General features: G+C 36.0%; 28 protein-coding genes. All 28 read right to left on the reverse strand.

Annotated features, from left to right (window positions below; all coding sequences use genetic code 11):
• Positions 1–34 precede the first annotated feature (34 nt).
• The gene (locus PHE88_01870; GenBank protein ID MDD5686564.1) at positions 35–211 is read right to left on the reverse strand and encodes an SHOCT domain-containing protein; all 177 of its coding nucleotides are present in this window, start codon (positions 209–211) and stop codon (positions 35–37) included.
• Between the two features lie 95 nt (positions 212–306).
• The gene (locus tag PHE88_01875; protein ID MDD5686565.1) at positions 307–1476 is read right to left on the reverse strand and encodes a cysteine desulfurase family protein; all 1170 of its coding nucleotides are present in this window, start codon (positions 1474–1476) and stop codon (positions 307–309) included.
• An 11-nt stretch (positions 1477–1487) separates the two neighbouring features.
• Positions 1488–2669, reverse strand: coding sequence for an FAD/NAD(P)-binding oxidoreductase (locus tag PHE88_01880; protein ID MDD5686566.1), 1182 nt, complete (start codon positions 2667–2669; stop codon positions 1488–1490).
• 16 nt (positions 2670–2685) lie between these two features.
• On the reverse strand, positions 2686–3006 hold the full coding sequence (locus tag PHE88_01885; protein MDD5686567.1) for a DsrE family protein: 321 nt from the start codon (positions 3004–3006) through the stop codon (positions 2686–2688).
• Between the two features lie 11 nt (positions 3007–3017).
• Positions 3018–3335 (reverse strand): metalloregulator ArsR/SmtB family transcription factor, encoded by a 318-nt coding sequence (locus tag PHE88_01890; protein MDD5686568.1) that lies wholly within the window; start codon positions 3333–3335, stop codon positions 3018–3020.
• Positions 3336–3521: 186 nt separating this feature from the next.
• On the reverse strand, positions 3522–4778 hold the full coding sequence (gene hemL, locus PHE88_01895) for a glutamate-1-semialdehyde 2,1-aminomutase (protein ID MDD5686569.1): 1257 nt from the start codon (positions 4776–4778) through the stop codon (positions 3522–3524).
• The gene (gene hemB / locus PHE88_01900) at positions 4775–5716 is read right to left on the reverse strand and encodes a porphobilinogen synthase (GenBank protein MDD5686570.1); all 942 of its coding nucleotides are present in this window, start codon (positions 5714–5716) and stop codon (positions 4775–4777) included. Before hemB ends, hemL begins: the two co-directional genes overlap by 4 nt.
• 5 nt (positions 5717–5721) lie before the next feature.
• A complete protein-coding gene (thiE, locus tag PHE88_01905; protein ID MDD5686571.1) occupies positions 5722–6378 on the reverse strand; it encodes a thiamine phosphate synthase in 657 nt (218 codons plus the stop codon).
• 30 nt (positions 6379–6408) lie between these two features.
• Complete coding sequence (thiH, locus tag PHE88_01910) at positions 6409–7512, reverse strand: 2-iminoacetate synthase ThiH (GenBank protein ID MDD5686572.1); 1104 nt, start codon at positions 7510–7512, stop codon at positions 6409–6411.
• Entirely contained in the window at positions 7509–8276 is a 768-nt protein-coding gene (locus tag PHE88_01915) for a thiazole synthase (GenBank protein ID MDD5686573.1), read from the reverse strand. The genes thiH and PHE88_01915 overlap by 4 nt, the downstream gene beginning before the upstream one ends.
• A gap of 2 nt (positions 8277–8278) precedes the next feature.
• Complete coding sequence (thiS, locus tag PHE88_01920) at positions 8279–8479, reverse strand: sulfur carrier protein ThiS (protein MDD5686574.1); 201 nt, start codon at positions 8477–8479, stop codon at positions 8279–8281.
• Positions 8480–8640: 161 nt separating this feature from the next.
• Positions 8641–10602, reverse strand: coding sequence for a uroporphyrinogen-III C-methyltransferase (gene cobA, locus PHE88_01925; GenBank protein ID MDD5686575.1), 1962 nt, complete (start codon positions 10600–10602; stop codon positions 8641–8643).
• A complete protein-coding gene (hemA, locus tag PHE88_01930) occupies positions 10589–11449 on the reverse strand; it encodes a glutamyl-tRNA reductase (GenBank protein ID MDD5686576.1) in 861 nt (286 codons plus the stop codon). Before hemA ends, cobA begins: the two co-directional genes overlap by 14 nt.
• On the reverse strand, positions 11446–11883 hold the full coding sequence (locus PHE88_01935; GenBank protein MDD5686577.1) for a bifunctional precorrin-2 dehydrogenase/sirohydrochlorin ferrochelatase: 438 nt from the start codon (positions 11881–11883) through the stop codon (positions 11446–11448). Before PHE88_01935 ends, hemA begins: the two co-directional genes overlap by 4 nt.
• Positions 11880–13676: a GTP-binding protein gene (locus tag PHE88_01940; protein MDD5686578.1), complete on the reverse strand. Its 1797-nt coding sequence runs from the start codon at positions 13674–13676 to the stop codon at positions 11880–11882. The genes PHE88_01935 and PHE88_01940 overlap by 4 nt, the downstream gene beginning before the upstream one ends.
• An 8-nt stretch (positions 13677–13684) precedes the next feature.
• Positions 13685–14566 carry a sulfate adenylyltransferase subunit 2 gene (locus PHE88_01945; GenBank protein MDD5686579.1) on the reverse strand — a complete coding sequence of 294 codons (882 nt, stop codon included), beginning with the start codon at positions 14564–14566 and terminating at the stop codon, positions 13685–13687.
• Positions 14566–15303, reverse strand: a complete 738-nt coding sequence (locus PHE88_01950; GenBank protein ID MDD5686580.1) for a phosphoadenylyl-sulfate reductase — start codon at positions 15301–15303, stop codon at positions 14566–14568. Before PHE88_01950 ends, PHE88_01945 begins: the two co-directional genes overlap by 1 nt.
• Before the next feature lie 5 nt (positions 15304–15308).
• Positions 15309–15539, reverse strand: coding sequence for a DUF2061 domain-containing protein (locus tag PHE88_01955; GenBank protein ID MDD5686581.1), 231 nt, complete (start codon positions 15537–15539; stop codon positions 15309–15311).
• On the reverse strand, positions 15536–15775 hold the full coding sequence (locus PHE88_01960) for a sulfurtransferase TusA family protein (protein MDD5686582.1): 240 nt from the start codon (positions 15773–15775) through the stop codon (positions 15536–15538). Before PHE88_01960 ends, PHE88_01955 begins: the two co-directional genes overlap by 4 nt.
• On the reverse strand, positions 15765–16655 hold the full coding sequence (locus PHE88_01965; protein MDD5686583.1) for a 4Fe-4S binding protein: 891 nt from the start codon (positions 16653–16655) through the stop codon (positions 15765–15767). The genes PHE88_01960 and PHE88_01965 overlap by 11 nt, the downstream gene beginning before the upstream one ends.
• A 5-nt stretch (positions 16656–16660) precedes the next feature.
• Positions 16661–17056 (reverse strand): M67 family metallopeptidase, encoded by a 396-nt coding sequence (locus PHE88_01970; GenBank protein MDD5686584.1) that lies wholly within the window; start codon positions 17054–17056, stop codon positions 16661–16663.
• A 3-nt stretch (positions 17057–17059) separates the two neighbouring features.
• Positions 17060–17866 (reverse strand): molybdopterin-synthase adenylyltransferase MoeB, encoded by an 807-nt coding sequence (gene moeB / locus PHE88_01975; protein ID MDD5686585.1) that lies wholly within the window; start codon positions 17864–17866, stop codon positions 17060–17062.
• A complete protein-coding gene (locus tag PHE88_01980) occupies positions 17867–19096 on the reverse strand; it encodes an aminotransferase class I/II-fold pyridoxal phosphate-dependent enzyme (protein MDD5686586.1) in 1230 nt (409 codons plus the stop codon). It lies immediately after the preceding gene.
• On the reverse strand, positions 19096–19302 hold the full coding sequence (gene thiS, locus PHE88_01985) for a sulfur carrier protein ThiS (protein MDD5686587.1): 207 nt from the start codon (positions 19300–19302) through the stop codon (positions 19096–19098). The genes PHE88_01980 and thiS (PHE88_01985) overlap by 1 nt, the downstream gene beginning before the upstream one ends.
• Before the next feature lie 233 nt (positions 19303–19535).
• Complete coding sequence (gene metW, locus PHE88_01990; protein ID MDD5686588.1) at positions 19536–20129, reverse strand: methionine biosynthesis protein MetW; 594 nt, start codon at positions 20127–20129, stop codon at positions 19536–19538.
• The gene (locus PHE88_01995; GenBank protein MDD5686589.1) at positions 20126–21301 is read right to left on the reverse strand and encodes a homoserine O-acetyltransferase; all 1176 of its coding nucleotides are present in this window, start codon (positions 21299–21301) and stop codon (positions 20126–20128) included. Before PHE88_01995 ends, metW begins: the two co-directional genes overlap by 4 nt.
• A gap of 231 nt (positions 21302–21532) precedes the next feature.
• Positions 21533–22459 (reverse strand): cysteine synthase A, encoded by a 927-nt coding sequence (cysK, locus tag PHE88_02000; protein MDD5686590.1) that lies wholly within the window; start codon positions 22457–22459, stop codon positions 21533–21535.
• A gap of 127 nt (positions 22460–22586) precedes the next feature.
• On the reverse strand, positions 22587–23879 hold the full coding sequence (locus PHE88_02005) for a homocysteine synthase (GenBank protein MDD5686591.1): 1293 nt from the start codon (positions 23877–23879) through the stop codon (positions 22587–22589).
• Positions 23880–23984 lie beyond the last annotated feature (105 nt).

Here is a 23984-nt window from a genome sequence, read left to right on the forward strand (position 1 = left end):
ACTGACACTACCATCTGTTCTAATGTCTTAAATTTTAAAGTATATCCTTCTTTTTTTCCTCATATTCCGTTTTGCTAATTTCTCCTTTAGCATATCTTTTTTTGAGGATTTCTAATGCCGAATCGCCCTCTGATTTTCCTTTTCCCCGATCAATCGACCACTTCGAAATAAAAATTATCCCAACTATAACTAAAATCCAAAATACAATCATAACCAGTGAACCCCCTTGATACCAACATGTCCCCATCATGATTACACCTCCTGACCGCACTCAATTAATGTATCTCATCAGAACTTTTTACTCGATTAGAAAACAGTTTGTCGAACAATTTTATTCTTCCCGCTGTTCCTTATTTCCTTAATAACTTTGATTATCTTTTTTACCGTATAGTTTATTTCTTCTTCAGTTGTAAATAATCCGAGGCTGAACCGTACAGCGGAAAATGCATCTTTATCAGTCACACCCATTGCTGTAAGTATGTTTGAAGGGATTTTTGAATTTGAGTGGCATGCAGAACCGGTGGACACGGCTATCTCTGGCATTTTTTCAAGAAGTATTTGGTTTTCTATACCGGCGAAACTCAAATTCAAAATATTCGGCAGTCTTTTTTCCGGATGTCCGTTAAGTTTCATTTTGATGCCGTTCATTTTCAGGTCGTTATAAAGTTTATTTCTTAACACTTGTATTCTTTTTGAATTGACCGGCATTTTATGCGACGATAATTCACATGCTTTTCCCAGTCCTACAATTTCAATAACATTTTCAGTTCCCGCTCTTCTTCCACTTTCGTGGCCGGCACCGAGAATCAGGGGTTGAATCTGGATACCTCGTCTTATGTATATAGCCCCCACTCCTTTCGGAGCATATAGTTTATGTCCTGCAATAGTAAGAAAGTCAACCCCTAATTCATTTACTTTCGCAGGTATCTTTCCTACGCTTTGCGCGGCATCTGTGTGAACCAGAATTTTTTTGCTTCGTGCAATACGAGAAATCTCTTTTATCGGTTGAATCGTTCCAGTCTCGTTATTTGCGTGCATTATGGTAATAAGAATCGTTGAAGATCTGATTGCTTTTTTTAGATCATAAGGATTAACCATTCCATATCGGTCTACCGGTAGATATGTTATTTCATATCCTTTCTTTTCCAGATACTGACAGGGCTTTATTATCGCCGGATGTTCTATCGCACTTGTGATGATGTGATTTCCTTTATTTCTGAACGTCTCCGCAACGCCGCGGATTACATAATTATTTGATTCCGTTCCTCCGCTTGTAAAAACAATCTCTTCAGGCTTGCATCCAAGTAAAACAGAAACTCGGCGCCTTGCTTTTTCAACTCCCTCATGGGCTTTTCTGCCATACCAATGCCCGCTTGAAGGGTTGCCAAAATATTCATATATATATTTCTGCATTTCTCCGGCAACCGATGGATGCACTGGTGTTGTGGCATTATAATCCAGATATATTCTTTTCATACTTAGTTTTGTTAGGCAAACCATGTTGTCAATAGTTTTTCTAACTCCTCCTTTGCTTTATGTCCTTCCTTGGATGGTGATTCAATCAGAATTCTCGGTTCCGGATAAGCATAAAATTCCCCTGAACCGGTTGATGCCATGCCATCGCCAGTTTCTATATAACAAATTCCTTTCCCATCAAAAACCTTATTTGATTCTTCACCACGTATCAGTGCAGCAATATTACCTGCTATTGCAGAAGCCTGTTCCTCAGCAAAAACTCCGGCTTTTGGTAACAGCATAGAATTGAGAAGAGTTATGGCAGCTATGTCGCCAAGCACATATATACCGGGAAGTTTTGTTTCAAGGGTTTCAACATTGGAAAGCACACGCATAGTTTGAGGATGGGTCGGTATATAACCCGTAGAATCCGTGAGTCCTGCTTCCACAACAACCCGAGGAGCACGATGCGGCGGAACTCCTATCAGCAGGTCATATTTTGCATCAATCCCGTCCTGGAAAAACATCTTCCGCAATGTTCCGTCAATACGAATAACTTTATGTTCCGGATGATATATAATACCACGGTTTTCAATCATCTGTCTCAGCATTGCTCCGATTTTTGGTCCTCCCACCGGCATAGGTTGTTTTTCGGGTGTATAGATATGGACTTCAATTTTGTCTTTGAGACCGCGATTTCGAAACAATGATTCTATCAGCAGAGCGGCTTCATAAGGAGCAGGCGGGCAACGAAACGGAGTAGATGAACAAAAAACAATAATTTTGCCTCCGGTGAACTGCTGTATCGCTTCATGAAGTCGCACAACACTGGATAAATCATAGAGATTATATGCATTTTCGGAAAAACCAGGAACCTCTTCTGTATATAATTCAGAACCCAGCGATATCACAAGATAATCACCGCTTATTATCCCCTTTGAAGTATGCACTTTTTTATTCTCCGTTTCTATACCAGTCACTTCTGCATGCAACCATTCTATATCTTTACGCAATAATCTCGACATAGAGCGTTCTACATCCCCGGGATATTGCCGGTCCCCAGTCATAACCCAAAGGTTTGACGGACCCAGGGAAAATTTGTCATTTTTCTCAATTATAACAACACGATGTTCCTGGCCGAGATAACCACGCAAACGGTGAGCCACAGATAATCCGCCCCAGCCGCCGCCTAATATGAGTATTGTTTTTCCCATAAATGAATACCTCCATTCAAAATGAAACTATTTTATCCGAATCCCTAATAATATTATAAAGGTCTTTCATTGTTGATATTGGGCACAACTGGCTGCCATCTTTCTGTCTTTGTTTTAGACAAGTACCGCAGGCAAGTATTTTACCGTTATTATTTATAAAATCCTGCGCCAGTTTCAGGATATTATACTTCTCATTGGAAAGGGATTCGTATTCAACTCCCTTTGCCAAAAGAAATATACTGACTTTATCTTTTTGTTCAACAGCCAGATTAGCAAATCTGAAAGCATTCCAGACCAGTTCCGAATCATTTGAATACAATATAATTCCCATTTTCATAAATCCCTCCATTATTTTATTTTCTTAAGAATATTTTTATTTTGCTCAAGATACTTAATAAGTACATTTCTCATAATATCACAAGCTTTAATAATTTCCGTATCCCTTAGTTGATAGAATACCTTTTTACCGGCTCTCTCCGAAATCACAACTCCTTTCTGAACAAGTATCGTCATGTGTTGAGAAAGACTCACTTTGTTGATGTTGAGCTTTTTTATCAAATCGCCTGCTGATAGTTTTTTGTCTCTTAAAGTATTTATTATTTTTAGCCTTACAGGACTGGCTAATGTTTTACATATTTCCGCATGAAGATTATAAATATCGATCATTTTATTGAACCTCCCTTTAGTGTTATAGTATGCATGTTAATGAATATATTAACTATACAAAATATAAAATAATTGTCAAGAAGATTTTTATAATTTCTAATTTTTTGTTTTTATACAATCGGCTTTCCGAGTATGTGTTTCTTATCTAAGAATATTTTTTCATATTTAATATAAAATTATAGATGATTATTTATATTTTCTTATGCTGCAAAGAGTTTTCCGGAGAATTATTGGATTGTGCTTAATTGAAATAAAATTTGTTTCCCCCTGCGAAGGAGACAAATATATTCCTTCTTTAAGCAAATTATTATAGAATCCGGCAAATTTTATTGTATCACACTTTTTAAGGTCACTATAATTATTTATATTTCCTTTAGAAAAAAATACTGAAAACATAGAACCTATTGCATTGATATTAAGTCCCATCTTTCTCACTTCTTTTGTAAAATCATCTGCAATGCTATTTAATCTCTCATAAAATCCTTTTTTCGATATTTCTTTTAAAACAGCGATACCTGCACTCATAGCCAATGGATTCCCGGAAAGCGTCCCTGCCTGATATACTGGTCCATCCGGTGCTAAAAGATCCATAATATCGATTCTTCCGCCAAAAGCACCAACAGGCAGTCCTCCGCCAATGATTTTACCAAGACAAGTAATATCCGGAATTACACCAAAATATCCCTGAGCTCCATCTATTTTTAAACGAAAACCTGTAATAACTTCATCAAATATTAAAAGTGTATCATTTGCTTTGGTTATCTTTCTCAGAAATTGTAAAAAGTTATCGTTCGGTAATATGACTCCCATATTAGCAGGCACCGGCTCAACTATGACTGCCGCTATTTTACCTTTATATTTATTAAAAACACTTTCAACTAACGGTTGGTTATTAAAAGGTATGCTTATCGTCTGTTTAATAAAGTCTTGAGGAACGCCTGCGGAAGAACTTTTCTTTAACTCACTCAAACCGGACCCACCGGAAACAAGCAGATAATCAGCATGACCGTGATAACAACCGTCAAACTTGACAATAATATTTCTTTTGGTGAAAGCCCGTGCCAGACGTACGGCACTCATTACAGCTTCTGTCCCGGAATTTACAAAACGCATTTTTTTAATTGATGGAATTGCCCCAATAATTCTCTCTGCAAGTTCAGTTTCAAGCAAAGTAGGGGCTCCGTAAGAGGTCCCATTTTTTAAGACATTTCTTACTGCTTTATTAATCTGTTCACTTTTGTGACCCAAAATGTGAACACCCCAAGATAAGCAATAATCAATATATGTATTATCATCTATATCGGTTATTAGTGCTCCTGACGCCCGCTTTATAAATAATGGATTCCGTCCAATATTACGGAAAGCCCTGACAGGACTATTTACTCCACCGGGAATATATTTACTTGCTTTTTGATAAGCAATTTTTGATTTTAAATCTTTCATTTTTTCAATCTCTTTAAAATATACGGCGTAAAATATGAAATAATTCTATCAGCCCCTGCACGCTTCATAGAAACTAATGTTTCTTCTATAATATCAGAATTACAACATTTACTAGCTACTGCACACTTAATCATTTGATATTCTCCGGAAACATTATAAGCCACAATAGGTATTGCAAACAAATTGCTTGCTTTCGAAATAACATCAAGGTAACCTAAAGCCGGTTTAATTATTATTTGGTCTGCACCCTCTTCTATATCTGCCCTTATTTCATCCATTGCTTCATTGACATTCGCAGTATCCATTTGATAGCTTTTCCTGTCACCAATTTTAGGAGCACAATCTGCAGCTGAACGGAAAGGACCATAAAAATTTGATGCATATTTGGCGGAATATGACATTATTTTAACATCAGATAAATTATTTATTTTCAATGCTTTCTTAATAAAATAAACTCTTCCATCCATCATATCAGAAGGTGCAACAATATCTGCACCTGCTTTTGAATGGCTTAATGCGATTTTTGCAAGTATTTCACAGGTCTCATCATTATCACCGATATGACAATGACCATTAGCAGTATACGAACACAAACACACATCGGTGACTATTTCAAGTTTAGGAAATGCTCTTTTTATAATGGGAATTGCCGACTGAACTATTCCATCTTGCGCATATGACTGTTCAACACCTTTCTTTTCAGGAACCCCAAATAGTAAAACCGACTTTAAACCTTCATCAACAAGAATCTTCAAAACTTCAACCAGTTTATCAGTTGAATATCTGAATACTTCATTCATTGTCGGTATCTCTTGTATAATATTTTTTCCTCTAACAAGAAAAACCGGCCAGATAAAATCTGACGGATAAAGAAAAGTTTCACGATATTTAATGCGTGTCTTTTCATTTATTCTTCTATGACGAAATCGTTTGAACATTTTTATCAGTATACTTTTGATTTTGAGTTATGTTTGAATATATTCATTGCTTCTTTTATTCTACCTTGTATATCTTGAGCACCTATTATTTCAGTTACCATAGATACACATTTTGCGCCATGATGCAGAACATAAGGAAGGTTATGCAACTTAATACCTCCGATAGCAACAAAAGGTATATTTATATTATTCACAACAAAATCCAAATATTCTAAACCAACGGCATCGCATGCATCTTTTTTTGTCTTGGTGGAATAAATTGGGCCAACACCTATATAATCTGCTCCACGCATTACTGCATCGCGTGCTTGTACCGATGAGTGCGTAGAAACCCCTATAATAAAATTCCCTGGTGCCAATCGACGTGCAACTTCAATCGGAATATCATCTTGTCCAATATGAACTCCGTCCGCTTCTACGGCAAGAGCAATATCCACGTTATCATTAACGATAAAAGTCGTACCGCTTCTATTTGTCAAATCTCTAATCTTTTTACAATCAATATACTTATCTTTATTACATTTGTATTTTTCCCGGTACTGTATTATTTTAACCCCTGCTTCAATTAATTCTTCGGTGACCTGAATGACATTTCTTCCTAAAGAACATTCTTCAGTTATTATACAATATAATCCATGATTAAAATTTCCCAATGGTTTCATTTTAAATATCTTAAATCTCTAATATTCTTATCAAATATTATTCCAATCTTTCATAATGGGCTGGTAACCTTTTAAACAAATCATATCTTTTACTTCTTTAACACTGCTTCTATCCACAACATCGAACTGTCGTTCGCTTTCCCGATTCTGTGAGTAACCGCCGACAGCAGTGTTTGATCCGGCTGACATTTTAGTAATACCGAGTCCGATAAGATTATTTCTTAACATTTTAGATTCCCTTGTAGAAATATTTATACCAACTCGCGGTAAAAACAATCTTACAGCAATAATAAACTGGACAAGTTCTCTGTCAGAAATAGTATATGCAGGTACGAAATCACCTGTTTGGGGACGTATTCTTGGAAATGAAACACTTATTTCAGTGTCGGGATAATTATTTTGCAGATAAACAGCATGAAGTCCGGTAAAAAACATTTCTTTCCTGAACTCAGAAAGACCTAAAAGTGCACCAATATTTACCGTACGGAATCTTGCATCACATGCACGCTCTGGTGTAGACAATCTATAAAGATAATCTGTTTTTTTACCTCTTAAATGATAGCTTTTATATAGTGATTCATCGTAAGTCTCTTGATAAATGGTAATTCCGTCAACACCTGTAGAAACAAGTTCTTTGTACTCATTTGTTTCCAAAGGATATACTTCAACAGAAATTGAGCTAAAATATTTTGATAAAATCAATACACATTCTTTTAAATAAGAAACCGGTGTTTTTTTTCTCGATTCACCGGTAAGTATAAGTATATGGCGTATTCCTGTCCCAAAAATTATTTTTGCTTCTTTTTCTAATTCTTCAAATGAAAGCATTTTCCTGTTTATATTATTAGTATGTTTAAAACCACAATATACACATTCATTGTCACAAAAATTACTTAGATAAAGCGGCGTATAAAGCTGTATAACTTTCCCAAAATATTTTAAAGTAATTTCATTGGCTTTCTTAGCCATTGTTTCTATAAAATTGTATGCTATGGGCGACAATAACGAAATGAAATCAGTTATATCCAGTTTTTGTTTATCCAATATTTTAAATATTTCATTCTCGTTAATACGGGAAAATAAATTATCAAAATTATAATCTCTATATTCTGAATATATTTCGTAAAAATTCATCTTAAAAATCCTGTTAAAGGAGAAGATGCTGATGCTTCATCTTTGACTGCACCCTGCCCGGCAAGATATGCCTGTCTTCCTGCTTGCACGGCAAGAGAAAATGCTCTTGCCATCATTACTGGATTATCAGCAACAGCAACGGCAGTATTTACCAAAACCGCATCAGCCCCGAACTCCATAGCTTCTGCGACATGAGAAGGTTTTCCAAGACCTGCGTCAACGATAATAGGTAAATCAATTTCATCAATAAGTATTTTTATCATCTCCATTGTCCTTAAGCCCTTATTCGTTCCAATAGGTGCGCCGAGAGGCATAACAGATGCGGCACCGGCATTTACTAAACGCCTTGCATCCGATAGATTTGGGTTCATGTATGGCATAACTATGAAACCTTCCTTTACCAAAATTTCTGTTGCTTTTATTGTCTCTGCATTATCCGGCAAGAGATATTTATTATCCGAAATAACTTCAATCTTTATCCATTTGCCGCATCCTACTGTTTTAGCAAGACGAGCTATACGAATTGCCTCTTCCGCATTTCTGGCACCTGATGTATTTGTCATAATAATGCAATTTTTGGGTATATAATCTACTATGTTTTCATCTTTTGAATTCATATCGACTCTTCTTAAAGCAACAGTTATTATGTGTGCTTCTGAACTTTCCACAGCTTCTTTCATTATTGAATATGACGAGAACTTACCGGTGCCAAGCAAAAATCTGTTATTGATAGTATGTCCGGCTATTTTAAAAATATCATCCACAATTATCCTCCACCCATAAATGTCAAAATCTCAACACAATCGTTTTGATTTAAAGTTATTCTATCCCAATCTTCATACTTTAAGATATGCCGATTGACTTCAATTACGATAGTTTCCGGATCTACATTTATGCCAGCAATAAGACTCTTAAGCAAAATCGCATCTTTAACATCGGTTTCTTTTCCATTTAATTTTATTATCATCTCTTTTTCTTTTAAAAGTATATCTATTTAGAATATATTTTTTTACAATATTTTGTTAATTCAGTGGAGCCCACCGACTAAAGTCGGTGGCACCTGCTCCTCCTTCGGCGAAATCTGCCGAAGCATCCGCCACAAAACGTTGGCGGATACACTTTACGCATTCATCCCCCAACTTCGTGAGGGCATTCTGCGTAGGCGGGTAAAATCGTTTGGACATTTGCAATATATCCTTTCTCTTTTAATCTCTTTTTAGTATGTTTGCCAAATACTGAAACAACTATATGCGAAGGTATATTACCGTAAATATTAAAGAAACTATCTACTGTAGACGGACTAGTGAAAACTATACCCGAAAACATTTTAAGATTTACTTTAACCTGACTTACTGCTATTGTCTTATAAATAACTTTTTTTTCTACTGAAGGCAGTTTGTGAATTTTGTTATCGGACAAATTTGAACATGGATATAATATTTTTTTTAGATTCGTATTTTTTATCAATTCTGCCAAAACATCGGAATCCGGGAATCCGGCTTCACTATTAATCTTATATCCATATTTTTTCAATTCTTTGGATGTTTGCGGACCTATACTCAATATCTTCATGTTTTGTGGGATAATATATCTTTCACAGAAAAAATGAACACTCTGCCCGCTGGTAAAAACTATACCTTCATATTTAGTTATGTCTACATCAAATTTAATAGGATGGATTTTTATAAGCGGATAATAAATTAAATGTCCGGGAACTAAACAATTATAAGGATTAATTCCGGTAAACAATATTTTTTTACGTTGCCTAAACAAACCCGCTGTTTTTCCTACAATGACAATTAAAGGTGATTTTTGCAGTTTTACATTCATATTGCTTATATTAGTTAATAGTACCCTTTCATCCCAAAAACCTGCTTTGTTTATAAGAACAACCGGAGTTTCAATATCATGTTTTTGTTTTATTAAATAACTTTTTATCTCTTTTAATTTTGATGCACCCATATAATATACAAGGGTCTCGCCTTCTGTTTTAAAATTTTCTTCCGCGTTGTGTCCGCTTAGTAAACTCAATTTATTGCTTAAACCCCGCATTGTAAGAGGTAACTCTGCAGAAGCACTTGCTGTCTGTGCTGCCGTTATCCCTGGTACGATTTCTACATCAATATATCGCTCCCTGAGATAAACCAACTCTTCCCCTCCACGTCCGAATACGAACGGATCTCCGCCTTTAAGACGTACTACAACCTGTTTCTTTTTTGCGGCTTCATATAAATTATGGTTTATTTCATTCTGTGATAAACTGTATTTCCCTTTTCTTTTTCCTACATATACTTTATGGAATAGATAGTTATTTAGCAATGTTTTATCTATAAGGTCATCATAAAATATTATATCTGCATTCTGAAGTATAGTTTCTGCTTTAATTGTCAGCAAATCGCGTATTCCCGGACCGGCTCCGATTAGATATACTTTGCCATAAGACATACGCACATCTATTTTACTAAAAAGTACTTTCAAATCTGATCTTGATTGTTTTGCAACAATCGCAAGACTACCTTGTAAAGGGTGAGTTTCAAAAGGTAGTATTTCTGTTATTTTTGACGTAAGTCCCATCCGTTTAATCGCACAGGTTGCAACTACAAGAGCATCAATTTTTCCACTTTCAACAAGAGCCAATCTTTCATTGATAATTCCACGGACAGGAACAATTTCTAAATCCGGTCTTATATCGAGTAATTGTTTTTTTCTTGAGATTGAACTCGTCCCGATTTTTGAACCCCTGTTAAGTTTTTTCAATGGAAGGTTATCCCGGGAAACAAGACAATCAGTAGAATCCTCTGCTTTAGTAAGAGCTATAACTTCTAATCCTTCCATAAGCGGAACTGGCAGATCCTTCGCAGAATGCACTGCTATATCAGCCTTTCCGGAGATGACTGCATTATCCAACTCTCTTGTAAAAAAATCCGGCGGAACATCCGACATCAGAGAAAGATGTTTATTTTTATCCCCATAACTTTCAACTGTGATGATTTTAAAGTTAATATCTGAAATTGAGTTAATAATCTCTTCTGTTTGTATTACTGCAAGAGGACTCTTCCTTGTGACAATCTTTATTTTATTTTTTATCATGAAACACTCTTATTTCTTCTTCAATGATTTCTTCAACCCTCTTAATTTCATTTATTCGTTTATTTTTATTAATGTTAATTTTTTTTTCTACATCCTCAATATTATACAGTGTAACATTAGGTAATATTCCAATTTCAGGATCAATATCTCTCGGTACTGCAAGATCAAATATAAGCATCTGTTTATCTGTTATGAAATCAGATTTTTTTACTATAAGATGCGGCGATGAAGTAGCAGAAATGATAATGTCGGCAGAATTTATCTCTTCATTCAGCTTATTAAATCTTACTGTCTTACAACAATACTTAATGCTTAAGTCAAAAGCTTTTTTATAAGTACGGTTTGCAACAAATACAGTTTTGTTTCCTTTTTCTGTTATATATTTTACAACCGATTCATTAAAATTATTTACTCCGATTATAAGTATCTTTGAAACTGACATATCAACTCTGTCCCGTTTCAACACCTCTATCACAACTCTACCATGAGTCATAGCACCCTTTGATATATCCGTCTCACTTCTTGCTCTTTTACCTACACGCAAAGCATGCTGAAAAAGCTTATGCAATTGAGGTGATAAATAAGAATCATCACGTGCTTTTTCATATGCACTTTTTACCTGCCCTTGTATGGCTGTTTCACCCAGCAACGCTGATTCAATACCACACACGACACGGAATAGATGACGGACAATATATTCAGGCACATCGCCATTACCTTGATATGCTTCTGTACGATTACAGGTATGCAAAAGAATATAATTATTTTTCATCTTTTCAAGACTATAAAAATATTTTTCTCTTTCATTCAGAGCATATTTAAGATCCATGCTTTGCAAAGTAATCATTTTTCAAAAATATCCTTTATTTTATTTCTCCATATGATTGATTTTTTGACATCCCTGCCGTCAGAAGAAACTGCTATGGTCATATATCCTTTTTTATATATTGCAGGAGAAATGAAATCGCAGTTTTGTGGACTATCAACAACATTTATTAATACACACTTTTTTTGTGCATCAATTCTAATTTTGGTATTAAGATTTTTATTATTGGTACAAGCATAGACAATAAAAACACCGTTCAGGTCTTTTGATTCGTAGTTTTTTTCTTTACAATCACAGTCGCACTTTTTAATTTCATCATTAATATAAGGTGCAACAACTGTAATAGATTTTGAAAACTGCTTAAGCGTTTTTATCTTCTGATAAGCGATTTTTCCGCCACCAATTATTAATATTTTTTTATCGGCGATATTAAGGGATATGGGAAGGTATCTCATATCGAATAGTCGAGGATAATATCCCTGAACTTAAGTAATTCAAACACTTTTTTTACAGCTTGTTCAACACTTTCATTTGCCGGTATCTGGAGGTCGACTGAATAATGACTGAAATTATTTTCCCCTACATTTATAACAAGTATTTCATTCGGTTCATTTAGAAGTTTCAATGTCTCAATATCATAGTCGTCTGCATCATCAATGGTAGTTATGAATATAAGACCGGCATCTGTCATTATTCTGGCAAGTTCACCAAGTCTTCGCATGCGTTCTTCAGGATTGCCTGAAATATCAGAATCGAGACCTTTCTCAATATTAGCTATTCCAAGATAGTATGTATTATATTCATAACTGAATAATTCTTTTTCAAGGGCTTTGGCAATAGCCCTTTTCCCGGTACCTATTGTACCTGTGAATGCAATAAATTTTGCTTTGTGCTTATGGTGTTCAAACCGCTGGGCTGAAGTAATTAACCCTTTTTCCCAGATACTTTCACGTTCGCGTATATGCTGTTTCAAAGTAGAATCCTGCGTTGAATAATTTTCAACAATAATTCCGCCTCCTGCAATCTCATAATTATCAACAACCACAAATCTTCCGGTACCTTCATTATCATCAACAATATCAAAAGCAATCGGCTTCATAGTTTCAAGAATACATTCCGCGACATCATGGCGGTCGAGCTGCTGCTTATTGGAAACGGTGCTGAGATCCACTGCATCAATAGCCTGTTTTATTTCTATAAGCTTAACATATGCCTGTGAAGATGCATGCTTTAATTTATAAAATTTATCTTTTATCATTGGCGCCATACCCACCCAAAATATATTTGCTTTAAACCGGCTCCCTACTTTAGGTAGAATATCATTTGCTTTTGCCATGATTTCACCGGGACGTATATATATCTGCGTTGTAAGGGTGAATCCGGTTGCTTCTCCTGTCTGCACTGCTGATTTAACCGGTGTATTAAATGATTCTATAGACTTAATAGCGGATTTTTTATTTGAAGGAAGAAAGATAACTTCATCTCCGACATCTACCGAACCTGAATCTACTGTACCTGCAACAATTCTTCTATCATCATTATCCTGAGTAAATTTGTAAATATCTTGCACTGGAAAACGAAATGGTTTTTGGTCAAGATTTTTAGCTTGATTAAATTTATCGAGTTGTTCAAGCACTGTCTGTCCATTATACCACTCCATTTTATTTGAATGAACCGTTATATTTTCTCCTTCCAGAGCACTGATAGGAATAAAACTCAACGGGACAATATTGATTTGATTTAGAAAATCCGAATATGTTTTCTTTATGCCGTCAAAAACTTCCTGCCTGTATCCAACAATATCCATTTTGTTAACCAAAACTGTTATCTGTTTTACACCCAGCATCGAAACCATATGTCCGTGGCGTTTTGAGTTCTCTTTTATACCCTCATGGGCGTCAATTACAAGTAAAGCTGCTTCAGCTCTTGCGGCACCGGTTATCATATTTTTAAGAAATTCAATATGTCCCGGAGCATCTATTATAATGTAATCTCTTTTCTTTGTTTTAAAAAAACTTCTTGCCGTATCTATAGTAATACCCTGTGACTGTTCATCCTTGAGTGCATCTAACAAAAAAGCATATTCAAATGGTTTGGAATTACGAAGACACATTTCTTTAACCTGCTGTAGCTTCCCTTTAGGAAGAGAATCTGTATCTACAAGCAGTCTTCCGATAACAGTACTCTTACCATGGTCAACATGACCAACTATAACTATATTTATAGATTCTCTTATATTATGAACCATCTTATCCCCTACATATATCCGTCCCGTCTAAGTTTTTCAAGTCCGCCGCCGTCTTCTTTATCCTGCTCCCTGCCGGATCTTTCTGCTATATTGGCAAATTTTCCGCTGCGCAGTTCTTTTATAATTTCTTTTACCGTTTTGGCATCGGAATCAACCGGTTTGGTGCAAGGATAACATCCCAATGAACGGTAACGTTTTCCTTTTCCCTGATTAAAATACAGAGAAACCATCGGTATGTTTTCCCTGTCAATATACTCCCAAATATTTAATTCTGTCCAATCCAATAACGGATGTACACGCACATGTGTTCCCGGAGCAAAATCTGTCTTGAACTGGTTCCAAAATTCCGGCGGCTGATCACCCACATCCCACTCGTTGTTTTTATCTCTTGGTGAAAAATATCTTTCTTTTGAACGACTGCCTTCTTCATCAGCTCTCACACCGACAATAACACCTGTATACGGTTCTTTATTTGTATCAATCACATATTTCTTCTGATTGTGGTCCATTCTATAACGCGGCCACTCACCTGAAAGCGTACGTTTCAATGCTTCACTCTTCAAGTTTTTACAACATGCAATACGATCAACTTTTCCGTCAGGAAATGTCTGCTTGTTTTCCAGAGCTTCTTTATTCTCGCCATAAATCATATTTAGATTCCATTCCAGTGCCAGGCGGTTGCGATATTCAATCATTTCAGGAATTTTATAATGCGTATCTATATGAACCAACGGAACAGGTACATGCCCAAAAAATGCTTTGCGTGTTAACCATAATAATACTGTACTGTCTTTCCCAATAGACCAGAGCATGCAAAGATTTTTAAATTCACGATATGCTTCACGAATAATATAAACACTCTGCGCTTCAAGTTTTTCAAGATGTTCCATTATATCTTCCTTTTTGATGCAGTTTTAATATTTTTTACATGCAAACCGCATTCTTTCTGTTCCGAAGTTTCCCACCACCATCGCCCTGCCCGAACATCCTCGCCATGCCTGACGGCCCTTGTACAAGGAGCACAACCTATGCTTGGATATCCTTTATCATGCAGTTTATTATAAGGCACATTATTATCTTTTATATATTTCCACACCTTATCTTCCGTCCAGTCCGCCAGAGGATTAATCTTAAACAAACCAAACGCTTCATCCCATTCAATTTTTTGAACATCAGATCTAGTAATAGACTGTTCTTTACGAAGCCCGCATATCCATGCTTTTAGTGTCACAAGTTTTTTTTTAAGAGGTTCTATTTTACGCACACGGCAGCAAAGTTTTCTTTTTTCAATGCTTTCATAAAAAAGACTGGCACCATGCTCCTTAATCATATTCTCTACAGCCGCTGTTTCGGGCTTAAGAATTTCGACGGCAATATTGTAACGATGTTCGGTTTCTACAATCAAATCTCTTGTTTCCTTAGGTAATAAACCGGTATCCAATGTAAACATTGATACATTTGGATTAATTTTTATCAACATATCCGTAATAACCTGATCTTCCGCACCGAAACTTGAGGCAAAAGCAACATCTTTTACCCCATACTTGCCGATAGACCACTTGATAGTATCTAATGCCGATAAATTCTTTAATTCTTCTTGTAATCGGGTGATAATCAAATTATTCATTTTTTTTAAATATTGTAATCTATTTCTTTACTTTGAACACGTCCATAATTTATTTTATTCCAAAATCTTTCATGTAAATAATATAATGCTATCTTGGTAAAAACCTCAACCCCGCCTATTGAAAGTGCAAAGGAAAGTTTTCCTGTAATTATAAACGATATAATCATAGTATCTATTGTTCCTGTCACCCTCCAGGAAAAAGCTTTTAAAAAACTACGCTTTGATTTTTCAATCATATATCACTCTTCCTTATTATTATTTTAAAAAATGTATCAATATTTTCCACATTAACTATCTTATGCCCTTCTTCTTTTACGCTTCGAGGGACATTTAACATAGCATCTCCTTCATCAAGTACAACCTCAAGTAATTCGTTCGCTTTAATTTCTGTAAGAGCCGCTTTTGTCTTAACAAAATTCATCGGGCAGGAAACCCCGCGTAAATCTATACTTTTTTTTATATCAAACCCCATTAAGTATTTCCTCCTTGACTTTCTCAACACCAATGCGGTCAATCATATGACCGAAACGTTCACGTTTGCGTCCATTTTTTTGATAATACAACAATGCTTTTTTTACAATAGTATATAATTCACCGTCATCGGTAATAAGTTTTTTTAGTAATGTTCCAAACCGGGGTATTTTACCCATAGTACCGCCTATACTAATATTATATCCTTTTATAGCCGGAACCCAAGAATTTACCGGGCATGAAGATGTACAAATACTGCAGTAAATACACTTTTCTTCATCTAATTTATAAAACCGCTTAAGTTTACCTTCAACCATATGTTCTTCGCGTTCAATCGCTTTGGTGGGACATACATTAATACACAAATGACAGTCTGTACATATTTCATCACTCCACTTAGGCAATATTGCTCCCATAATACCAACATCATTTTCCGTTGCTTTTGCGCAGTTGTGCGGACATCCGGTAACCGACATTTTAAACTTATGCGGTGTATCCTGCCGGAAATATTTAGCATCGAGTTCATTAGCAATATTTTTAGTTTCTATAATTCCCCAGCGGCAGGTAACATTACCTGGGCAGGCAACTATAACACGCACCCTTGGACCGCAGGCTCCCATACGAACATCAACAGTTTCAAGTTCTTGGCGCGCTTTCTCAAGATTAGTATAATGAACATTGTGTATCTCTACTCCTTGGCGTGTAGAAAGATGTACCGCACCTTTTCCGTATCTCTCAGCAACCTCGGCAATCTTACCAAGTTGTTTTGCTGATAAATCGCCGCCAACAGCATGAAGACGCATAACAAAATATTCTTTCTGTATCTGCTGTATCATTCCTATTTTTTTTAAAGCCGCCAAATCAAATTCTTTCTCTGCCATAAAATTCACTCCTCAATAATCAGAAACTCTTCCGTTACCTGTCCTTTGATAATACGAAATGCCTTAATATCTTTACTTTCCGGAATCAGTGAACAGATAACATATATAATAGCAGGATCATAAGCAAGCCGAATATCTTCTGCTGACGGGCGTGCAGGAGTAGATGGATGAGTATGATATACAGCCAATATATCAAAACCTTCTTCTCTTGCCTGCCGAATACAGTTGAATTGTTCCTTGGGATCTAAAGAAAAATGCTCACTGCTCAAATCACTATTGCGCATAGGATAATGTTTGAAAATCTGAGCTTTCTTACCTGCAAGATAACCGCAAGATTCTATAGGCGATTCCTTTTCTCCTTGCGCAAAAATAAAACCGATTATTTTCTTTGGAATTTTCATATTCTATTTCTTTTTCAAATCGCATGTGGTTTGTTCATAATCTTCTAATTTTATTATTGAAGGATTTGTACCGCAAACCGGGCATTTGCTATTTCTATTAATCTTCACTGTACGGAAATCCATATTAAAAGCATTGAATATCAACAATCTATCTGTAAGCAATCGTCCTTTTCCTATAAGATATTTTAAAACTTCTGTTGCTTGAATCGTTCCCAATATACCCGCTACTGAACCAAGTATTCCTGCTTGCGAGCAAGTAGGTACAGCATTTTTTGGAGGTGGATTCTGAAACACACATCTATAACAAGTATGGCCCGGAACATATGTCATTGTCTGTCCGTCAAACCGCAGAATACCTCCATGTGAGAATGGTTTTTTTGCCATCACACAGGCATCATTGATAAGAAATTTTGCGGAAAAATTATCTGTACCGTCAACAATAAAATCATAATCGCGTATAATATCAAGAATATTATTTGCAAAGACCCTCTCTTGGTATGTCTTTACCTTAATATCAGGATTAATCTGCAATATTTTTTCTTTTGCAGAAATTACTTTAGGTTTATTTATGTCAGGTGTAAAATGAATTATTTGCCGCTGTAAATTTGTGCGGTCAACTAAATCACCGTCAGCTATACCCAATGTTCCTACTCCTGCTGCCGCAAGATATAAGGCAGCTGGTGCGCCCAACCCGCCGGCACCTATAATAAGGACTTTCCCTTGCAGTATTTTTTCCTGACCCTCTATACCCACATCTTTCAGGATTATATGCCTACTGAACCGCTCAAGTTGCTCATCTGTTAATGACACTTATTCCTCCAACGCCTGTTTAATATCATCTATTATGTCTTCGACATCTTCAATACCGACAGCAATTCTTATAAGCGTATCTGGAACACCCATTTCAAGTTTCAATTGAGGTGAATATTCACAAAATATAGTTGAAGCAGGATGCAATGCAAGCGTTTTATTATCTTGAATATTTGTCGCTCTCCTGACAAGTTTTAACTTATTAAGAAACGAAAAACATTTTTCTCTTGATTCGAGCTCAAATGTAAGCAATGCACCGAATTTACCGCTGAACTGTTTATCTGAAATTAAATGATATGGCGAACTTTCAAGTCCGGGATAGTTAACCTTTACAACTCGTTTACTTTTTCCAAGACTCTTTGCTATTGTCAGTGCATTTGAACATGACTTATCCGCTCTTAACGCAAGGGTTTCAAGCCCGATACTCTGCAAATATGCATTATGAGGGGACAGACATGATCCGAGATTTCTATATACTTCTCTTTTTAACTTAGTAATAAAAGCAAATGGTCCGAATTTTTTTGCATCATTTTCAAGTTTAGCAATCTTCGACCAGTCATATATTCCATTATCTATTATAATACCTCCGACAGAAGTTGCTCCTCCTGATATGTATTTTGTGCTTGAAATTACTTCAATATCTATTCCTAAATCTTTACTGTTAAAAAAGTATATTGGGGTAAGAGTCGTATCACTTATTAATAGTATTGAGTACTTTCGTGCTATAGATGATAATATTTTTATATCGACAACTTCAAGCTGAGGATTTGTAATGGTTTCAAAAAATATTGCCTTTGTATTTTTGTTTATTAGTTTTTCAATAGTTTCCGGTTTTGAGAAATCGGCATACCTTGTTTCAAGTCCCCAGGGAGCAAGTGTTTTTTCAAAAAGCGAATATGTATTTCCGAAAACATATTTTGTAGTTATTATGTTATCACCTTTTTGAGCAATATTCATCACTGTATTGGCTATTGCAGCCATGCCGGATGATACAGCAACAACTGCCAATGCTCCGGAAACATTTTTAATCTTTTGTTCAAGATGCTCTACGGTCGGATTTGTAATTCTTGAGTACGCATGACGCGGTTTTTGACCCATGAATGCTGCTTCTATTTCTTCAGCACTTTCAAATTCAAATGTCACAGAATCATAAACAGGCATCTGTAACGACCCATGAACATCTTTTTTAAGATACGGCGTATGTATTGCCTTTGTAGTAAATCCTGCCATTATCGCCCTCCTCCCATAAAATACAAGAAGTCAATCTCATCATTTTCTTTTATAATCACATCAGCAAAATTCTCACGTTTAACAAACTCTCCGTTTAACTGTACGCTTACCATATCCGGCATTTCTACTTTATTAAGTACAAGTAGTTCGGCAATCGTAAATTTTTTTTCAATTTCTTGTAATTTTCCGTTAACTTTTATCTGCATAATATCATATCCTCCTTCTATTCCTTTTACTTTATGATTTAGGGCTTAAGAGATACGAATGGGCATTTTAACTAATTCTATAAAATCTTCTGTTTCTTTTATTATCCTAATAACAGTGACTACTAAAAGTAAGTTCATAGTTAATAGTTCATAGTTCATAGTTTTTATTTATGAACTCCAAACCGCTAAATACGAACTCCTTATATTCCTAATCTTCAAGATTTACTTGACATCTATTTTGAAATAAGAAATATTCCGTTCAATGCAAACAAATTAGGAAGTATTTTTACCACTTTACTTTTTCCGATGAATACTGAATCTTCAATTTTAACGTCACCTTTCCGGCAATATTCAACAAAATCCGAAATACTTAAAAAATGCAGATTTGGCGTATCATACCAGTGAAAAGGCAGTGAGGGTGTAACCGGGACCTTTCCATTAAGAAAAATCTGTAACCGTGCTTTATAATATACAAAATTTGGAAATCCGACAATAACTTTTTTCCCTACCCTTAATGCTTCACTTAAGACAACTGACAGTTTTTTAACTTCCTGAAGACTTTGGTATAATATCACATAATCAAATGACTTATCAGCATAACCTTTTAAGCAGTTATCAATATCTTCATGAAAAACACTGATACCCCGCGCAACACATTTATATATTGCTTGTTCATCAAGTTCTATACCCTGAGCTTTTACATTTTTTTGCTCTATAAGAACAGACAAAAGATCTCCATCTCCACAACCTAGATCTAAAACAGAGGAATTTTTTTCAATCCAATTTTCAATCAAATTATGTTCTAATTTAATAGTATCATTTTTCATTTTAACCTATCTCCTGAAAATATTCGCTCCAAAAAATGTTTAATAAGATGGGTCTCCTGCTCAACTTCTAAAAGAAAAGCATCATGCCCATATGTTGAATTAATTTCACAGTAAGTAGCATCAATTCCTGCAAGTTTACATGCTTTTACAATTTCCTTTGACTGAGATGAAGGATAAAGCCAATCCGACTTAAATGCCAAAATAAGCAATTTCGCTTTTATACCCTTAAATGCTTCATACAATTCTTTGCCGCCTGTAAGGTCAAAATAATCCAGAGCTTTTGTTATATAAAGATACGAATTAGCATCAAATCTCTTAACAAATTTATCTCCCCTGTAACGAAGATATCCCTCAACTTCAAAATCCGGTTCAAATTTTAGAACCGGTTTTTTTTCTTTTGAACGCCTGCCAAACTTTTCAGCCATTGACATACCACTCATATAAGTTATATGCCCTATCATCCTGGCTACAGACAGCCCTCTTGCAGGAATAGAAACTCCATAATAGTTGCCATCTTTCCAGTCAGGGTCAGCCATAATTGCCTGCCTGCCTACTTCGCTAAAAGCAATCTGCTGCGGAGAATGTTTTACAGATGTTGCAAGTGGTATTGCTGAAAATATTCTATCGGGATAAGAAACCAGCCATTGTAAAACCTGCATTCCACCCATAGAACCACCGCTTACTGATAAAAGTTTATTTATACCCAGATAATCAACCAAGTGTTTCTGTGCATTTACCATATCTTTGATAGTTATAATGGGGAAGTCTAATCCATAGTGTTTCTGAGTTTTCGGATTTATAGACGACGGACCTGTTGAACCCTTGCAGCCTCCTATGACATTTGAGCAAATAACAAAGTATTTGTCTGTGTCAAATGCTTTACCCGGGCCAATCATACTATCCCACCAACCAAGCTCTTTATCATCCTCATGCAAACCTGCTGCATGTGCATCTCCCGACAAGGCATGTTCTACTAAAATAGCATTACTTTTATCCTCATTAAGTTTACCATACGTCTCATAAGCAAGCGTAATCGGACCCAGTTTTTCTCCTGAATCTAACACCAACTCATTTGGCGGTTCAGCAAAAGTAAAATATTCTGTACGGGTATAACAGACACTACCTTTTAAAACTGAATCTTTGTTCTGAAATTTAGTTGTTTTTTTATCCATATTATTTTAAATCCTAAATTCTAAACTCTAAATACTAAATGTGTTCACGTGTTCATGTGTTGATATGTTCATATATAAGACATAACACGAAACGGATATTTTATTTTCCTTTCATCGCGAAGCGAGGAAGAAATTTCTGAAGAGCCTGAATTTGCGACCTATACCCAACAGGAGCAAATGTTAGAGCGACCTCAAGGGAGCGTCTCAAAAAAATTTACTCCCGAGCGCATTTTATGACTGAAACAGCCAAGTTGAAAGATATCTCTCTCCAGTATCCGGTAAAACCGCTACAATTGTTTTACCTTCGTTTTCTTTTCTACTGGCAATTTGTAAAGCAGCCCACAATGCAGCACCGCTTGATATTCCAACCAATATGCCTTCCTGCTTTGCTATCTGTCTGGCAGTTGAACCGGCATCTTCATTGGAAACTAAAATAATTTCGTCAATGATATCCCTATTCAAAATGTTAGGAATGAATCCGGCACCTATTCCTTGAATTTTATGTGGACCAGCTTTCCCTGTAGAAAGAACCGGCGAGTCCTTCGGTTCAACCGCTATAATTTTTACTGACGGCTTCTTTTTCTTCAATACTTCTCCGACACCGGTTATCGTTCCACCCGTACCTATTCCTGCAACAAAAATATCAACTTTGCCTTCTGTATCGTTCCAAATCTCCTGAGCAGTTGTCTTACGATGGATTTCAGCATTTGCCGGATTGTTGAATTGTTGAGGAATAAAACTTTTTGGTGTATTTTTTGCTAATTCCTCAGCTTTTTCAACAGCACCTTTCATACCTTTTGCTCCTTCTGTAAGAACAAGTTCTGCACCAAATATTTTCAATAGTTGTCTTCGTTCTACGCTCATCGTATCAGGCATTGTTAAAATTAACCTATAGCCTCTTTCAGCACAGACAAATGCCAAAGCAACCCCAGTGTTACCACTGGTTGGTTCTATAATAACAGAGTCCTTTTTCAGAATTCCGCCTTTCTCTGCGGCTTCAATCATAGCAACTCCAATCCTATCTTTTACACTTGATAAAGGGTTAAATGATTCAAGTTTTACCAAAACTGTTGCCTTTATCCCTCCCGTTAACTTATTAATCTTTACCAAAGGAGTATTCCCAATTGTTTTGGTAATATCCTCAAATATCTTCGCCATAAAATTACCTCCAGAATAGAGTCATAGGGTCGTAGGGTCATAGGGTCTTAACTCCTGCCTTTTGACTCCGGACATCGGACATTGGACTTCGAACGCCCTTAATCTCTACTTGTTTATTAAACACATTCTATATCTTTTTTAACGCTTGTTCAATATCTGCGATGATATCATCAGTATGTTCTAACCCTACAGAAAGCCGTATGAAATCAGGTGTTACACCGGTTGCACGCTGTTCGTCTTCTGAAAGTTGCTGATGTGTTGTAGTTGCCGGATGTATTGCAAGCGTTTTGGCGTCACCTATATTGGCAAGATGTGATACTAAATTAAGTGAATCAATGAACTTTTTACCCGCGGCAAGTCCACCTTTTATGCCAAATCCGATAATCGCACCGGCACCTTTAGGAAGATATTTTTTAGCTCTCGGGTACTCCGGACTTGATTCCAAACCTGGGTAATTAACCCATACAACATTAGAATGTTTCTTTAAATATTTCGCTACTGTCAATGCATTTTCTGAATGCCTTGGAATCCGCAAATGTAACGTCTCCAAACCCTGAAGAAAAAGAAAAGAATTAAATGGTGACAATGCAGGACCTAAATCCCTAAGAAGATTTACCCTTGCTTTAATAATATATGCAATGTTACCAAGCGGCTTAAGTGCCTCTACGAAATTAAGACCATGATAACTCGGATCTGGGTCGGCAATAAGCGGAAATTTTCCGTTCGTCCAGTCAAACTTTCCAGAATCTACAATTACACCACCGATAGAAGTTCCATGACCGCCTATGAATTTAGTCGCCGAATAAACGATAATATCTACTCCAAAATCTATCGGTTTTAGTAAATATGGTGAGACCGTATTATCAAGAATAAATGGTATACCGTTTTTATGAGCTACTTTGGAAATTCCTTCCAAATCTGCTACATCCAATTTCGGATTGCCTATTGATTCTGCATAAACAGCTTTAGTTTTTGGCGTTATCGCTTTTGCGATTGCATCCAAATCATTTGATTTGACAAATTTAACTTTAATCCCTAATCGGGCTAGAGTATAATGAAAAAGATTATATGTTCCCCCGTAAAGATTATCAGCTGAAACTATTTCGTCACCTGCCTGTGCGATGTTTAGAATCGCCAATGTTTCAGCTGCCTGTCCGCTTGCTACCGCTAAAGCGCCGACTCCACCATCAAGCAATGCCATTCTTTTTTCAAAAACATCCGTTGTCGGGTTCATTAACCTCGTGTAAATGTTCCCGAATTCCTTCAGTGCAAAAAGATTTGCCGCATGATCACTATCTCTGAACTGATATGAACTCGTCTGATAAATCGGCACTGCCCTTGCCCCCGTCGTCTTATCTGCCTCTTGCCCGCCATGAAGTGTGAGCGTTTCCACGTGTAAAGATGCATCATTCTTGCTCATTTTCTTTACCTCCCTTTTGAAATTGTGTAATGTGAAATGTGTTATGTGTCATGTAAAAAATACAAAATTCTAAACACTAAATACTAAACAAATTCTAATCTCTAA

This window comes from Elusimicrobiota bacterium (assembly GCA_028718185.1).
GTDB lineage: Bacteria > Elusimicrobiota > UBA8919 > UBA8919 > UBA8919 > JAQUMH01.